Origin of the sequence: Spirosoma aerolatum (assembly GCF_002056795.1) — a bacterium.
GTDB lineage: Bacteria > Bacteroidota > Bacteroidia > Cytophagales > Spirosomataceae > Spirosoma > Spirosoma aerolatum.
Map to the genome: position 1 here is coordinate 6,223,802 of NZ_CP020104.1, position 15,344 is coordinate 6,239,145.

Here is a 15,344-nt window from a genome sequence, read left to right on the forward strand (position 1 = left end):
ACAAAGCGAGCCAACTAATTGCATTTAACGGTAACAAAATTCAGTTTTTCCAAGAAGACCTAAATGAAGTATTTTAGCCTAAACATGGATTATTCTATCTTTATGTTGTTTTAGCGATCAAGTACAATTGGATGAGCCCACTAAACCGTAAAAGTCGCGGATTTGCCGGGGAGCGGATTATTGAGATCCCCAAAGAAACCATCGATAAATGTTTGTCGATGCCGTTGATCAGTAGCCTATTCATTACCCGTATGGGTTTTTATCCTAAAGCGCTGTATCACTATTACCAACGTCCAACAGGCATTTCACAGGTCATCCTGCTGTATTGCACAGACGGGCTGGGCTGGATACAGTTGCCCACTGGCCGGATTATCCTTCAGGCTGGCGACGTATTGGCAATACCTACCGGAATACCTCATTCCTATGGTGCTGATACAGAGAATCCCTGGTCGATTCACTGGTTTCATTTCAGCGGACATCAGTGCAACGAAGCGGTAAATGCCATCATGGACGATCGGGCTGGCAAACCACAAGCCGTTCGTGTTCCTTTTTCGGAACAACGGATCGAGTTGTTTGACCGTATTTTCGATACGTTCCTGAAAGGCTATAGCACTTCGAATCTGCTGTATGCCAATCTGGCGCTTCCCTTTTTTCTGGCCTCATTTGTTGTACCTGAAAACTTCCAGAAAGAAATCGTCTCGGTCGGCATTAATCCGACGAACAAAGCTATTCTGTTCATGCAGAACAATCTATCGAAGTCGATCACACTAGACAATATTGCTCAGGCAGCTAACTTATCGACCTCCTTTTGCTCGCGTAAATTCAAACAGGATACCGGCTATGCACCTATCGAGTACTTTAACCACCTCCGCATTCAGAAAGCCTGTCAATTACTCCATTTCAGTGATCTGCGCATCAATGAAGTGGCGTCTCAACTAGGGATCGATGATCCGTTCTATTTTTCGAGGCTCTTCAAAAAACAAATGGGCGTTTCGCCCGCAGAGTACCGGAAGAGTGAAGGTATTCATCGTAGGGGGTAGTAATTCTTCTAATAGAATGTTCTTTTCGATCCAGTTCCTTCTGGCAAGCTGTTTAGGCATATCGTTGTTTTAATAGATTCATCATGAACACATTGATCTCCCATTGATTGCCTATTGGCAATTGGGTGTAGGGCATTGTGGGCATATACGTCGCCGGGCCGAACTCCGTGGTGACGGTTACCGGGCCGCCGATGCGGTTGGTGCCGTTTATCCGGTGCGTTTCCACAATTTTATCCCACCACGCCAGATGCGTGTTGAGCGTATCCTCCCACTCCGGCGCACGCGGATCAGCCACCTGCGGCCCCTCCGGGTGCCCCACCCGACTGTGAATATGGTCGGTGCGGGAAATAGCCAGATTCACGGCTTCGGCCTGGTTTTCGAGCAGCGATTCATGGACGTTACACCAGTGCGAAATATCGAGGCAAATGCGCAGGTCGGGCAGGCGGGTCAAATAATCCTGAGCGATATGGGCGGCAAAGAGCGATTTCCCCCGGTGCGTTTCGTGGATGATCCGAACGCCCGTTTCTTCCGAAATCTGGGCGGCCAGTTCGAAAAGGTGTTTGTTCTGCTCGAAAGTGAAGAAATCCTTACCCGTCTGGCAATTGACAAAAACGGGCCGGGCCGCAATCAGGTTACGGAGGTATTTTTCGTAGTTCCGACTGTGTTCGTTCAGATCGCTCTCGAACGATTGCCAATACTGACCGATCAGTTCGAGGTCGTAGTCTTTTAACGTAGCGACGATTTCCCGACTCTCATTGGCACCGAGCGGCAATGCCATTTCAACGCCATCGTAGCCCGCGGCTTTTACGTTCTGGCAAAAGAGGGCAAAAGGCAACGTATTTCCCCATTCGGGCGCGTAAAATTTGATTGGCTTAAAAGTTGTTTCAGTAGTTATCATTGGTGTAGGCTATACCTGTTATGGGGTATACAGGATTGCATTGGCTATGATTTGCGTGTATATAGAATTTTCGAAATCACTGACCGCGTGGCCCGGCTGACTGTAAAATAGCCAGCCTTTTCCAACGGGTTTACACCAGGCCGCCCGATCCTGCATCCATATCTTTCCGGTGGCATCCGTGAATTTATACCCCAGCAAAATAGTGCGGCTTCCCAGCAGTTGATGGTTCAGAAAGCCCTCTGTTTTTTGCAAAACAAAGCCCGGCACGTGTTTCTCTTTTTGGCCGCCTTCCTGCGTATAGGCAATCGTGGAGGCATACGTAATCTTGTGCGACGTAATGAAGTGTTTCGGAGCCAGGTTCACCACGGCCATGTCTATATCGCCCACGTATTTGTAGCCACCTTCCGTTACGTCTTTTTTGGGCAGGTCGATACCCAGAAACGAAAACCACTCTTTATTTTTCCGCTTGGCCGAACTAATGGAATGATGCAGGCAAATCAATTTGCCCCCGTTTTGAGCATACTGAATAAAGGCTCGTTCGGGTATCGAGTCCAGATCTTTGTGGATATAGACAACAACCGCCCGAAAATTAGCCAGAGTTGCAGGCATGGCAGTCTGGGTCACGATTTTAGAAGTCAGTCCTTCCTGCTGTTGAATGCCCTTGGCCAGCATTTCCATAGCCGGAATTTCGTCGGCAACGATCAATACGTCCTGAGCGGTTACCCAACCAACTGTCATCAGCAGACAGACGAGTACAAAAAGCCAATGTTTCATAAATGACAAGCGTTTTTCGTCACTTCAGTTGGTTCAGATAGGCTATTGTTTGCGGCACCTGCGTGGCATAACTGGGACTTTCATCTTCAATGTAGTAGTGTTCAATGGACGACTTCTGAGCAGCTTTCAGAATGGCGGGCAAATCGAGCTGACCAGTGCCCAGCGCTACATCGTTCTCCACCGCCGTGCCGCCCGACAAATTGCCAGCTACCCCTTTACGCAGGTCTTTCAGGTGCATCAGTTTAAAGCGCTTCGGGTATTTTTTGATCAGCGCAGCAGGGTCGGCACCGGGGAAAAAGGTCCAAAGAATATCCAGTTCGAAACTAACATACTGCGGATCGGTATGCTGAACGATGTAATCGAACAGGGTGCCGTCCTCGTATTTTTCGAACTCATAGCCGTGGTTATGGTAGCAGAACGTCAGGCCAAACTCATCTTTCAACTGCTTACCAATTCGGTTGAAGGTTTCAACGGCTTTCTGCGCATCCGTCAGCGTAAATGGGGGCTTTGCCATAATCCAGGCCACCCGAACATAACTCGCTCCCAGGGTTTTGGCATTTTTACCCACTTCGCTGGTTTTGTTCTGCGCATCGGCATAGCTAACCCCAAACGACGAGCATTTCATGCTGCGTTCATCAAGGAGTGTACGCAATTCGGCGGCTGTTTTGCCGAAGAGGTTGGAAAACTCCATATCGGTAATGCCCAGCGCCTTAATGGTATCGAGGGTGGCCGGTACGTTTTTAGCAAAGCTGTCGCGGTACGTATACGACACCATGCCGGGCGTTTGCGGGAACACTTTTTTCTGCGCCTGGGCCACACCAAAGCTCAGCAGGATAACGAAAGCGAGAAGTTTTTTTTTCATGATTGGTTAGTCAAAACAAATTAGATTATTTTTTGTCATGCTGACGAAGGAAGCATCTTCGGCAGGAACACTAAACCAGTCACCGAAGAGGCTTCCTTCGTCAGCATGACAAAAAAACTAGCCTGATTTACTGTTCAAAAGCACCCCGGTCGCGACCTGTACTTCTCGGACGGGCTTTTCCAAGAATATCGTTTGGTAGCGGTACATCGCCTGAGCCGGAATTCAGGGCACGGCTATTCTTAACCAGTCGGAAATTCCCTTTCATTGGGTCGAACTGCGCATCGATAAAACCCGGCTCGGCTACAATGTCGTTGGGACCTTTAAACACCTCCTGCGGGGTTGGGTACAGATTGTAATCCCAGCGAATATTGGTGTTCCGGTTGTTGGAGGTTACGGCTCCACCGGGGCGCGGCATGATGATGTTGTTCATGATTACCACATCTTCGGAACGATTCGGAAATAGCTCCTGATACCCCACAATCCCGCCGTTCCAGTAGGTCGTATTGTTAATAATGTCGACGTGTTTGGTGCGGAAGGTGTGAATACCCGAACCGCCGTTGTAAGCGCTGACGTTGTTGGCAATTAACGCTCTCCCTGTCCACTCTGGCCGTTTGGGCTTTGCTGGTGCGGCTGCTGGCGTGGCGGTCTGACTACCCGCTGGCGAAATCACGGCGTCGGCGTTGGGATTGGTCGCCCCCTGATTTTCCTGGTCGGTCACGTCGAGCAGAATGCCGTTACCATCGCTCAGTTTGCCGATTTTCTCCCAGGGCACCATCGTTTTATTGTTCCAGACAAAATTCCGCTGAATGATAATGTGATAGCCCGGTGCATCGTCGAAAGCCCAGTTGTTCAGCGTGGTAATGCCGGAGCCGCCGTAGCGCATGAACCAGGCATTGTCGTAGACCTTGCAATCCTCAACCGTGAGGTAATCTATCTCGATACCAACGATGCCACCGCCCGCACACTTGGCCACCGTGCAGTTCCGAACAATCAGGTGGTGGGGTTTGGCATCGGGTGGGTTGTTCCGGCCGTTGAAGAAAATACCGTTGGTGTTGAAGTAGGGATCAGGCTTCGGCTTTTTGGCATCTTCCTGCGCTTTCAGCAGCACAATCGAATCATTATTACCGATGACGTTCAGTCCGTCGAGCACGTTGTATGAGCCAGAAATCTGAATGCCGCACCAGCCCACCGGATGCACTTCGGGGTGATGGCCGGGCCGGGCTTTCCAGGTGATCCATGCCTCGGGTTTACCGGAGCGTGTGATATTCAGTACGGCACTGCCGTTGCCTTTTTCGGCGTTGGTGTAGGTGCCGTTGCCTACCAATACCACATCGCCGGGTTGCACCTGCTCGGCGGCTTTTTGCAAACTGCGGAAGGCCGTTGCGGTTGTTTTGCCATCGTTGGCATCACTGCCCGTTCCCGACACGTGCCAGGTAGCAGCAGAAACAAGGTGGCTGATGGAGACAATCAGGAAGCAGCTGAGAAAGACCTTTTTCATAAACAATGGTTAGTTGTACGCATAAGTAATAGGTTCGTGGAAATCTTATTTTGCCTGTTTTTTCAGACCTGTCAGGTCAGATTCAACCTGAATGTTACCCTGCCCCGGCACTACATTAGCTGAAAAATTGTCGCCGGTTTCGATGCTGCCCGTGGTTTTTACGACTATCTGTTTCCCCTTACTCCGGTTGGTAATCAGGGTGTAAAGCCCCGACGAATGGAACTGGCAATTGGCAAAGCTGACGTAGGTTTTCGGGTACACAGCATAGTCGGCGGCATGGCCAAAGTCGATCCAGTTATTTTTCAGGGATGCGTTGCGAACGTTCAGCACATTGATCGGCGTGGTGATACTGACGAGGGCCTTTTTATTCTCGCTGAACATGGTTACGTTTTCGAATGATAGCGGCCCCTGAATGGGCAACGGTGCCCCCGGATAATAGGAGTGCGACCACTTGTTGCTGTAGCTCATCAACTGAAACGGAACCCGCTGGCTGTACAGAAAAATATCGCGAAACACCACGTTTTTCACGACGGCCGTATGAATGGTGTCTTTCTGAAACATCAGCCAGTTGATGCTGTCCAGTACCATCATGCCTTTCTCAAAGTTGGGTTGGGTCCCCGATTTATAAACCCGGTTATCGAGCGCAGCCACTACTCGGTAAATCCGCCCGTTCGATACGACCGCGTCGCCATGTTTGACTTTGATACCCGGCTTCCAGTCGACCCAGGCCGAGGCTACAATTTTAGAAAAAGCCCCTTCCAGGTAATCGTCGGGTATGTCGGAGCAATTTTCGATGATGCCATCTTCGAGATTTCCGAATTCGGGATTGGCACTCACCCAGTCGCCCGGCACCAGCGCAATGGCATCATCGCCAGTCTGAAAAACGCCATTGCTAATCCTGAATCGCTTGCCCGGCCCCAAATGAATGCCATCTTTTTTACCGGTGATGATGACGTCGTTGATCAGCAAATCCTCGAAGGTACAGATGTGCAGGGCAAATTGCCCGTTGACCAAACCGGAACAGCGGAAGCGTTCAATTTTCAGGTCTTTGACGTAAAAAAAGGCGACATGCCCCCGCAGGCCGTATATGGTACTCATCGGCAAATCCACGTTGTTGACCCGAATATCTAGCCCGGTAATGGTAATGTTGTGGTTGTAGACCCGCTCCAGTGCTCCTTTATTCAGAAAAACGTGCGTAAACCGGCCTGTTTCGTTCGATTTTTCGACGACTACGCCATTCCCAAACACAAGGGACGTATTGTCGCCGATGTAGACGGTGCCCGCTAATTTGTACGTACCCATTTTACTGATAAGAATGGTCCCGCCTGTATTGACAGCCGCCTGTAGCGCCTTCGCATTCTTAACGCCCGTTTCGGTGGGTAAAAAGCCAAAATCGGCCGCATCCGTGAAACTAGCCCGGTTAATCGATACAGATTTTTGGTTGCTAAGCCATGAAGGAAGTAGTAGATTAGAACTTAGTCTATGAAAAAGCCCGAAGACAACGGTTAACAGATAGACGAATTTCATAAGTTTTCGTTAGCGTGATATACTGATTTGCTCCCCACCAGCTGCCGGAAATCCGAGCTTGGCCCCATCGAGCAGGAAGTACGTATTGTCGTGGTGGATAAAATTGCCGTGGCGCGCTACTTTTTCGGCGGCTTCTCCACCTAAAACGACCAGATTTTCGCTAAAAATCAGCTCATTGGCCGGAACGTCTCCTTTCCCGACCCCCAATAGGTTATTCCATTTGGTGCCTTTTCTGGAGATGATGGTGTTATGTTCCATCCTGAAGTTGTGAATATCAGCCCGGAACTTTCCAGTGAGGTGAAAGGTCCATTCCCCATTTTCTAGGGAGACATTATCTGATACACGAATGTCGCGCGCCGATCCTCCGCCTATTTCCAGAAAGCCGTTGCAGTCCTCGGCATAGTTGTGATGCACATACGTACTGTCGCCATTGGTGTAGACTTCAAAAAATCCACCGTCGGCCCCATAGTCATAACTTTGCGCCCGGCAACGCACCGCCCGGTTGTAAGCGATCTCATTGTTAGGCGCAAAGACCCAATAGGCTACAGCCCCATAGTCATCATCACCGCCCTGCGTGTTTTTGACCATAATCAGGTCGTGGGCGTAGTTCTGGCAAATCAAGTTGTATCGACTATGGACCATAACCCCACCCCCACAGTTTTGTATTTCACAGTTTCGGATAATGTTATGGTCGGCACCTTTTTCCAGGTAAACTCCGGCCAGGTGAGCATCTTTAGCAAACAACCCGTCGACAACAACCCATTTTCCGGTGATGTTAATAGCTTTTGCCAGGTTACCCGGATGACTAAACATCGGTTTTGGCCCTTCACCAACGGCCCGAAATATGATGGGTTTTTGCGGAGTTCCGCTGTCGTTAATATCCAGCCCCGTATCCCAACTTGACCCCGCCATGAAGTTGATGGTATCGCCGGACATAAAGTCTTTTGCGTGAACAGGGGCCAGGGATTTCCAGGCGCTGCCCGGCTCAGTACCGGCAGCAGCATCGTTGCCCGAAACGCTATTGACAAAATAATGCCGGGCTACAACCTGATTGTTTACGGATAGCACCGCCAAAGCCGCACTGAGCCAGAAATAGATACGTAGGTGATTCATATTGGTTCTACTTTTCTGTTGTATCAACGTAGTGATGAAGCGGGTTGCCAGGTCGGTTGTTCGATAGGCAGGCTCCCCGCTCGAAGGGGAATATCGGACTCAGATCCCACTCGCTTTCCATTCAAGAGTACGTTCTCGAAGGTGACAGCACGCGTTTTGTTTTTGATGAGCGAAGGCACAGGTTCGCCACTCATCGTAATGTCCTTCAGGGTCAATTCACTGAATTGGGATTCCGGATTTTGGAGGCCGAACAGGGCCGTCGGCTCTTCGAAGCGAATGTTTTCGAATACGTAGCTGCTGTGCCTCGCCTGACCTTTGCTGTTCGGGCTGACCATGCAGAAAAGGGCGTTCGGCGCAAACCAATCGCCTTTCGAGATGTGGATCACGTCTGTATTGCGCATGGTGATGTTTCGGGTGGTCAGCGCCTGACCATTGAAGCCAATTCGAAATACATTGGCCAGCGTGGTCCACAGCACGCAGTTTTCGATGGTAATATCACTGACTTCACCGGTTGTGTTTTTAGTGGTCGCCCACATATCCTGGCTGCTCTCTGGCGTGAAAAAAGCAAAGCAATCGTCCATCGACCGAATGAAGCTGTTGAGCACTTTAGTACGTCCACCGCCGTACCAGTCGATGCCGTCGCCGTTGATATTCTGGGGGTTGACCGCGAGAACTTTGATATTATCGAAAACAGCGTCGAACGTCGTATGCGTTTGCAGTGACCATGTTCGGCTACGGCCAACGAACGTAACGCCCCGAACGGTCAGCCCCTGCACGTTATGCGTCGTGAGGGGGTGCCAGTTTTTCTGATTTTTCCAGCCGTCGTCGTGCGTTTCAGACTGAGGTCCGTAATACAGGACAACTCCACGGCCTAAAATGCTGACATTTTTCGCATCCCAGACGTTGATACTACCGAATAATACGGCTCCGGCATCCAGATACAGCGTCTGCTCGCTTGTCAAATCAACATTCCGATAATGAATGCCCGGCTTTAGGTGAATCACGTTTTTCGAAGACAGATCCGGGGCGTTTGCGTCGGGGCGATTGGCAAATAGCAACAGCGCATCATCTTTATACTGACTCGTTCCTGCCCGCTCTACCGAATATTGCCCCGCTTCTGAAACAGCAAAGCGAACTTCGTTTCCATTCAGGATGGGGCGACTGTTTGCCGACAACGGCCGCACGAAAACCTCTCCCCGCCAATAACCTTTGTCATCAATTGGTATGGCTTCTTTGTTCGCTGTTTGACCGGAATAACCGGCCAGTTTATACGTTGCCGCAACCACGACGTCAGCCTTTCCAGTAAAGTCAAAACTTGCGAAATAGACATTTAGACCGGCATGAAAAACGGGAATAACCTGTCCATTGACTTTGACCTCATAATACGTTGATCTAAACTCGTCGGGTACCGGATGTGGCGTTACGGTTTGGGCGAAGGATGGCAGACTTAGGAGTAAAAGCCATAAAAAGCAGGTATATTGGCGGTTCATACTAAGGTCGTGTATTTGGGTATGATGGCTATTTTTAGGGGTAATCCAGCACAGACGGGTGTTCAGACTTGCCTGTATCGCTAGTTTTTCACATCGTTGGGCCGTTTGTTTTTCCAAAGTTTAAAATCATCCCAGTACACCTGAAGTGTTTTACCCTGCGACTTCACGTGGTTAATCAGTTCCTTTGAGGTGTACAGTTTCATTGGATTATAGCCTGTCAACCCATTGGGGGCCGGATCGGAGGTGTTGTGTGTAAAATTGGTGATGTCATATACCACTTGCCGGGCTTGACCCTCGGGCGTGATGGCCAGGTAAAACCGTCCTGTTTTCTGATCCCCTTCTTTAACATAATACTCCATCGTAAACCATTTTCCGATGGGCACAGCTACGTTCGATGTGGTGGGGTCTGCCCGCCATACTTCTTTCTGGCCCGCATTTTCGGCGTTCAGGATGAAGTTCAGCTTGCTTTTTCCGGCACTCGATTTGCCAATGCCGAGCGTGATCCGAAATCCATACGGTTCGCTTTCAACCCACCATTCGTTGTTCCAGAACTCCGAAATCGTACACCAGTTTATCGGGCGGGGATAGGTTTTCAGCGCGTTGAAATCGTCCGTTAAAAACACCCTCACCGACTGATAAAACTCGGTGTATCCGCCCTGTATGCCATACAGATTGGTTTGAATGCGGGCTTTTTGTTGGTTTTCGGAAGCAACCCATGAGTCATTTAACCAATATTGAAGCACTTTATTGGTGGGGTTACCCGGTTCGGCAATGACGCGCGCAAACCGTTTGGTCGAATCGCCACCCGTATACTGCACCTGCATACGGCCATTTTTTACGACAGGTCGCCAATCGGTACGCCAATCGCTCTTGGTGGGAAAGCTGGTATCCACCCCGTCGAGGTATTCCATCATAGCGCCGTGGTCATTGCTGCCAATAGCCTTCACCACGCGGCTACTGCCTTCAAAACCAGTCTGAAAAATTAATTCCTCAACTGTCTTTTTCGCCTGACCGTGGCACAAAGCAGCCGTTAGCAGGAGTCCGATTAGCAATAATTTAGACATCGATACATTGGTTACTGGTTTACTACCTGCTCATCCACTAGCACTGGAACTCCACCGTGGCACAGCGATCCAGGCCCGGTCAGCAGGTATTTGGCACCAAAACAGGTATCCTGCGCCCCCTGATCGGCGTACCACTCCGAAGCCCGATTGACGTACCAGGCTCCCCCGCGCAACATGCAGAAGCGGTTGTAGCCGTCGCTGCGCTCCCTTTCGGTCAGTTGCCAGACGTTGCCGCTCATATCGTACAATCCCTGTTTGGTTCGGCCTTTGTCGAAGCAGTTGACGGCCGTTGCGCCTGCCCATTGCCCCGTATTGACAACCGTCGAATCGAAGGTATTACCCCAGGGATAGCGGGTCTGCGCCGGTCCATTATTTGCCCTATCGGCAATAACCAGGGTTTTCATATAGTCCCGATACAGGCCGTTGTGAGTGATGGTCCCGAATTTTTTAGCAGCCAGAATGGTATGCTCAGGATAATCGGCGGGGTTGTAACTCCCCTGTAGAACCGCGCCCGCCGACAGATGCAGATAGACATTTGCTTTCAGGAAGATTGTGCCGGTATAATACGTACCGGCAGGCACCAGCACCGCGCCCCCACCTTTGCCAGCACATTGATCAATAGCCGATTGTATGGCTTTCGTATGTAGAAACGTACTGTCGGTCTTTGCGCCAAACTCACAGATATTGTACGTCTGGGCGAACGTCTGACAACTCAACAGGAAGGCAATAACCAGGGTCAATACGTTATGATTTTTCATAAAAACAAGCACGATGGTACAGGGTGAAGGCACTGATCAATGACTGTACTTCGTAAGCACCGCAATCGACCGAACCGGCTTTTGGTCGCACGACACCTTTTACGGGTGTTTGCTTACGCCAGATAAGGATTCACAACGTTGCTTCCCTTATTTCAAGCCTTCCAGAAACCCCTGATACGCCCGTTTTTTTGCGAAACTGGCATCGAACGGCAGCGCGGCATCAGCGCACTGGCAAAAGCCGGGAATCCAGGATGTACCGTCGTCGACGCCCCAAAGTGTAATGCCAAACTGCTGCCCAATTGGAACCCATTTTTTATAGGTGCTCACTACGAATTTGTACTTCTGATATTGCTTTTCCAGCAGTTCGGAGGTTACGACGAAATCCTTCTTTTTCCCAGGATTCAGGGCAATGTCCAGTTCCGAAATATGAATCAACAAGCCGGTTTCAGCCAGTTTCCGGATGGCGTTCTCAATACCGGCTTCGGGCGTATCGATACTCATGTGCATTTGAAGACCCAGCCCGTGAATCGGAATACCCCGCCGTTTGTAATTAGTTGCCATCTTCACAATAGCATCCAGCTTGGCAGGGCGAGTTTCCTGTCCGTAATCGTTATAAAATAGTTTGGCGGTTGGATCGGCCTGATGCGCATACTGAAACATTCGGGCCACGTAGTCATTGCCCAGTATTTTTCCAACATTGAACAGCGTTTTACCCAACGTATTGAGCGAATCTTTTCGAATAACACCTTGGTTATCAACCGCTTCATTGACCACATCCCAGGAGGCTACCTTGCCTTTAAAATGGGCACCAACGGTTTGGATATAGGCTTGTAATGTCGTTTCCAGTTCGGTCGAATCGCGGATTTGCTTGAGCCAGTTTGGGCTGGTATCGATGTACCACACCAGCGTATGGCCATGCAGTCGTTTTTTCTGAGCGCGCGCAAACTCGACCAACTGGTCGGCCAGCTCAAAATTATACGCTCCTTTTTGCGGACTAATCCGGCTGGGTTTCATCGCTACATCAGCCGTAACACTACTGGCTTCCTGCGTAACCGTTTGTTGGTAAGGTGCGTTGTTCAGAAGTTTAGCGGGATTAACGGCAAATCCGATGGGAAATGGAGCAGCATCAGCGAGCGTTTGTGGAAGAACACGCTGACCAACAGCAACCCAGTTTATATTATTAGCAACGAGTTGCCCCAAACTAGCCAGGCCAGCCAAAAAGAACAGGAATTTCATTGAGTTTCAGGCCAAAAACGTCTATGGTGATCATAGCGTATTTGTTAAACAGTTCCCTTCCCACTTTTTCCCGTTTTTCCGACGGGTAAATCTTCAGTAAGTACCCGGAAATTTGCCTATATCGGAGGCTAGTGGCCTACCGGTTCTCACAACATCCCCACTTTGAGTTGCCGAACAGCATAGTTGGCTGCGCGGGCTGTCAGGGCCATGTACGTTAGCGACGGGTTCTGACAAGCTGAGGAAGCCATGCTGGCACCGTCCGTGACAAACACATTTTTGACAGCATGAACCTGATTCCATTTGTTCAGTACCGACGTTTTGGGGTCGCGCCCCATACGCGCTGTTCCCATTTCATGAATGGCCAGACCCGGCGCCTGATGATTATCCACCGCAGCCGTAACCCGGATACCGGCAGCTTCCATCATCGCTTTGGCCTGTTCGATGGCATCCTGGGTCATTTTGTCTTCGTTGTCGCCCCAGGCACAGTCAATGTCGAGGGTGGGCATTCCCCACTGGTCTTTTTTGTCGGGATTCAGTTTAACGTAGTTTTCGTAGCGCGGCAGCATTTCGCCCATAGCGGTCATGCTGAACGACCATTGGCCCGGATGCGTCAGGGCCTCTTTGTAATCTGCACCAAAACCAGTTATTGAATGGCCCCGCTCCCAACCGGCCCGGCCGCCCCCACAGGCGTAGGCATAGCCCCGAACAAAATCGGCTTGACGATCATTCAGCACGTTGCGGAACCGGGGCACATAGGTACCCGTCGGTCGGCGACCGTAGTAATAGCGATCATTCAGACTTTTGCCTTCATAAATACCGGCCACCCGGCCCCGGTAATTGTGGTCCATCAGGTAATGACCCAGCGCCCCGCTGTCGTTGCCAAGTCCGTTGGGGAATCGATTTGAGGTCGAATTGAGGAGCACCAGCGTGGAGTTGAGCGTAGCGGCATTTACGAAAATAATGCGGGCGTAATACTCGGTCATTTCTTTGGTGTTGGTGTCGATCACCCGAACGCCAGTGGCTTTACCCTTTTGCTCATCGTAAATGATGGAATGAACCACCGAAAACGGGCGGACGGTCAGCTTGCCAGTTTGGGCGGCAGCGGGCAAGGTAGCTGAGTTGCTGCTGAAATACGCGCCGTATAAACACCCCCTGCCGCACCAGTTGCGCGACTGGCAATCGGCCCGACCCAGCGCTAGATGAACAGGTTGGGCTTTGCTCAGATTGGCCGTCCGGCTGATGATCAGGTGGCGGTCGGCGTACTGTTTTTTCCAGGCATCGCGCACGCTTTTTTCGATGCAGTTCATGTCGAAAGGCGGCAGGAACTCCCCATCGGGCAGGGTTGACAGGCCATCTTTATTCCCGCTGATCCCCGCAAACTTCTCCACGTAGCTGTACCAGGGGGCCAAATCCGGATACCGAATGGGCCAGTCAACACCGTGGCCATCTTTCAGATTGTCCTCAAAATTGAACGGTGCCCAGCGTTGCGTCCACCGCGCCCACGACAGCGATTTGCCACCCACCTGATACCCGCGAATCCAGTCGAAGGGCTTGGTTTGCTGGTACGGATGGTCGGTATCCCGGATGAAAAACTGCCCGGAATATTCGTTAAAAGCATAGGCTACTTTGGCCTGTGTGGGGCTTTTTTCGAGTACATCGAGCGGGTAACGCCCCCGGTGGGCCATCTCCCAGGGGCTCGACATGGTAGTAGGGTAATCCTTCACGTGCTCCACCGGTCGGCCGCGTTCCAGCACGAGCGTTCGCAGTCCTTTCTGGGTTAATTCTTTAGCGGCCCATCCGCCACTAATGCCCGAGCCAATGACAATGGCGTCGTAGCTGTTTTGCTGAGTTGCTTTTCCGATGAAGTTCATGTGGTTTCAGGTTTAGTTACAGGCAAATCTTTTTCAACGATTTTCCCACTTACCTTATCTTTCAGTATCAGCTTATGACGCCCGTCGTGAGTGATTTCTTCTTTGATCAGGTAGTGATCAGCGTCGTAGTCGGTCAGGGTTTTCTCCAGGGACAAGCCTTCCTGCCCACGCCAGACGGGTAAGTTGACCGGCTCCCATTGCTTCGACTCAGCCGAGCGATAGGCGGCATCCAGCACGGCGTTTACCACATAGCCATCGTAGAAAGTTTCGGCGGGTTGTCGCCCTTCCTCGCATGATTGGAACATATCGGTAAACATGTGATTATAGCCCAGGTCGTTCACTTCATCACCAACCGGAAAGAGCCACCCCGTGTTCGATTCAGCCTTTTCGGCTACGTAATTGGCCCCCTTGCCGGAACTGTACATCTCGAAACCTGTCCGCAGAAAATTGTTGATCCAGATGGTGCCTTCAGTGCCCATGACCTCATCGCGCAGGTCCATACCACCCCGGAATACCCAACTCACTTCAAACTGACCAATGGCCCCATTCTCGTATTTCACCAGGGCAATGGCGTGGTCTTCGGCATCGATGGGCTTCACCTGCGTGGCGGCCCAGCACATCACCTCGACGGGTCGGACGTCTTTGCCAATAAAACTCCGGGCAATTTCTACACAATGGCAACCCAGATCGAGCATACAACCGCCACCAGCCTGCTCTTTGTCCCAGAACCAGTTCGAGTGCGGGCCAGGGTGCGCTTCGCGGGACTTGGCCCACAGAATCCGGCCCAGCGCCCCGCTTTTAACGCTTTCCAGCGCTTTCAGGAACTTGGGCGAATAACACAGATCTTCCAGATACCCGCCGAAAATACCGGCTTCTTCCACGGCCTGCATCATCTGCAAGGCTTCGTCGGCATTACGGCCCAGCGGTTTGGTACAGACGACGTTCTTTTTGTGTTTCGCGCACAGCAACACGGCTGCCGCGTGGAGGTTGTTGGGCAGGGCCACGCACACCATTGTTACGTCGGGGTGGGCGATGACCTCCTCCATATCCGTCGACCAGATGCCGCAGCCGTAGTCAGCCGCAAATTTCTGGGCCGTTTCTTCCCGACGGGCATAGATGGCAATGACGCGGTCGCGGCTTCGTTGGCCGTGGAGCGATTCGGCGTAGAAGCGGCCAATGAAGCCGCCCCCCAGCATGGCAATTCGTTGCATAA

The 15,344-nt window shown here is 51.1% G+C and carries 13 protein-coding genes; 1 reads left to right on the forward strand and 12 read right to left on the reverse strand.

The annotated features are described in order from the left end of the window. Positions 1 to 131 precede the first annotated feature (131 nt). On the forward strand, positions 132 to 1,040 hold the full coding sequence (locus B5M13_RS25820) for a helix-turn-helix transcriptional regulator (protein ID WP_080058415.1): 909 nt from the start codon (positions 132 to 134) through the stop codon (positions 1,038 to 1,040). Positions 1,041 to 1,092: 52 nt separating this feature from the next. On the opposite strand, the gene B5M13_RS25825 is transcribed toward B5M13_RS25820, so the two are convergent. From B5M13_RS25825 to B5M13_RS25880, 12 genes are all read right to left on the reverse strand, one after another. Beyond that, entirely contained in the window at positions 1,093 to 1,938 is an 846-nt protein-coding gene (locus B5M13_RS25825; RefSeq protein ID WP_080058416.1) for a sugar phosphate isomerase/epimerase family protein, read from the reverse strand. 18 nt (positions 1,939 to 1,956) lie between these two features. Beyond that, positions 1,957 to 2,712, reverse strand: coding sequence for a ThuA domain-containing protein (locus B5M13_RS25830; protein ID WP_080058417.1), 756 nt, complete (start codon positions 2,710 to 2,712; stop codon positions 1,957 to 1,959). Positions 2,713 to 2,731: 19 nt separating this feature from the next. Next, entirely contained in the window at positions 2,732 to 3,574 is an 843-nt protein-coding gene (locus tag B5M13_RS25835; RefSeq protein WP_080058418.1) for a sugar phosphate isomerase/epimerase family protein, read from the reverse strand. A 127-nt stretch (positions 3,575 to 3,701) separates the two neighbouring features. After that, positions 3,702 to 5,072, reverse strand: coding sequence for a right-handed parallel beta-helix repeat-containing protein (locus B5M13_RS25840; protein WP_080058419.1), 1,371 nt, complete (start codon positions 5,070 to 5,072; stop codon positions 3,702 to 3,704). A 45-nt stretch (positions 5,073 to 5,117) separates the two neighbouring features. Beyond that, positions 5,118 to 6,599, reverse strand: a complete 1,482-nt coding sequence (locus tag B5M13_RS25845) for a glycoside hydrolase family protein (RefSeq protein ID WP_080058420.1) — start codon at positions 6,597 to 6,599, stop codon at positions 5,118 to 5,120. A 9-nt stretch (positions 6,600 to 6,608) separates the two neighbouring features. After that, complete coding sequence (locus tag B5M13_RS25850; RefSeq protein ID WP_080058421.1) at positions 6,609 to 7,712, reverse strand: polysaccharide lyase domain-containing protein; 1,104 nt, start codon at positions 7,710 to 7,712, stop codon at positions 6,609 to 6,611. A gap of 23 nt (positions 7,713 to 7,735) precedes the next feature. Next, positions 7,736 to 9,202: a glycoside hydrolase family protein gene (locus B5M13_RS25855; RefSeq protein WP_080058422.1), complete on the reverse strand. Its 1,467-nt coding sequence runs from the start codon at positions 9,200 to 9,202 to the stop codon at positions 7,736 to 7,738. A gap of 80 nt (positions 9,203 to 9,282) precedes the next feature. Then, positions 9,283 to 10,266 (reverse strand): hypothetical protein, encoded by a 984-nt coding sequence (locus B5M13_RS25860; RefSeq protein WP_080058423.1) that lies wholly within the window; start codon positions 10,264 to 10,266, stop codon positions 9,283 to 9,285. Between the two features lie 11 nt (positions 10,267 to 10,277). After that, positions 10,278 to 11,024, reverse strand: coding sequence for an SUMF1/EgtB/PvdO family nonheme iron enzyme (locus B5M13_RS25865; protein WP_080058424.1), 747 nt, complete (start codon positions 11,022 to 11,024; stop codon positions 10,278 to 10,280). Between the two features lie 147 nt (positions 11,025 to 11,171). Then, positions 11,172 to 12,260, reverse strand: coding sequence for an endo-1,4-beta-xylanase (locus B5M13_RS25870; RefSeq protein WP_080058425.1), 1,089 nt, complete (start codon positions 12,258 to 12,260; stop codon positions 11,172 to 11,174). A gap of 146 nt (positions 12,261 to 12,406) precedes the next feature. Then, positions 12,407 to 14,131: a GMC oxidoreductase gene (locus B5M13_RS25875; RefSeq protein WP_080058426.1), complete on the reverse strand. Its 1,725-nt coding sequence runs from the start codon at positions 14,129 to 14,131 to the stop codon at positions 12,407 to 12,409. Next, positions 14,128 to 15,342, reverse strand: a complete 1,215-nt coding sequence (locus B5M13_RS25880; protein ID WP_080058427.1) for a Gfo/Idh/MocA family protein — start codon at positions 15,340 to 15,342, stop codon at positions 14,128 to 14,130. Before B5M13_RS25880 ends, B5M13_RS25875 begins: the two co-directional genes overlap by 4 nt. Between the last annotated feature and the right edge of the window lie 2 nt (positions 15,343 to 15,344).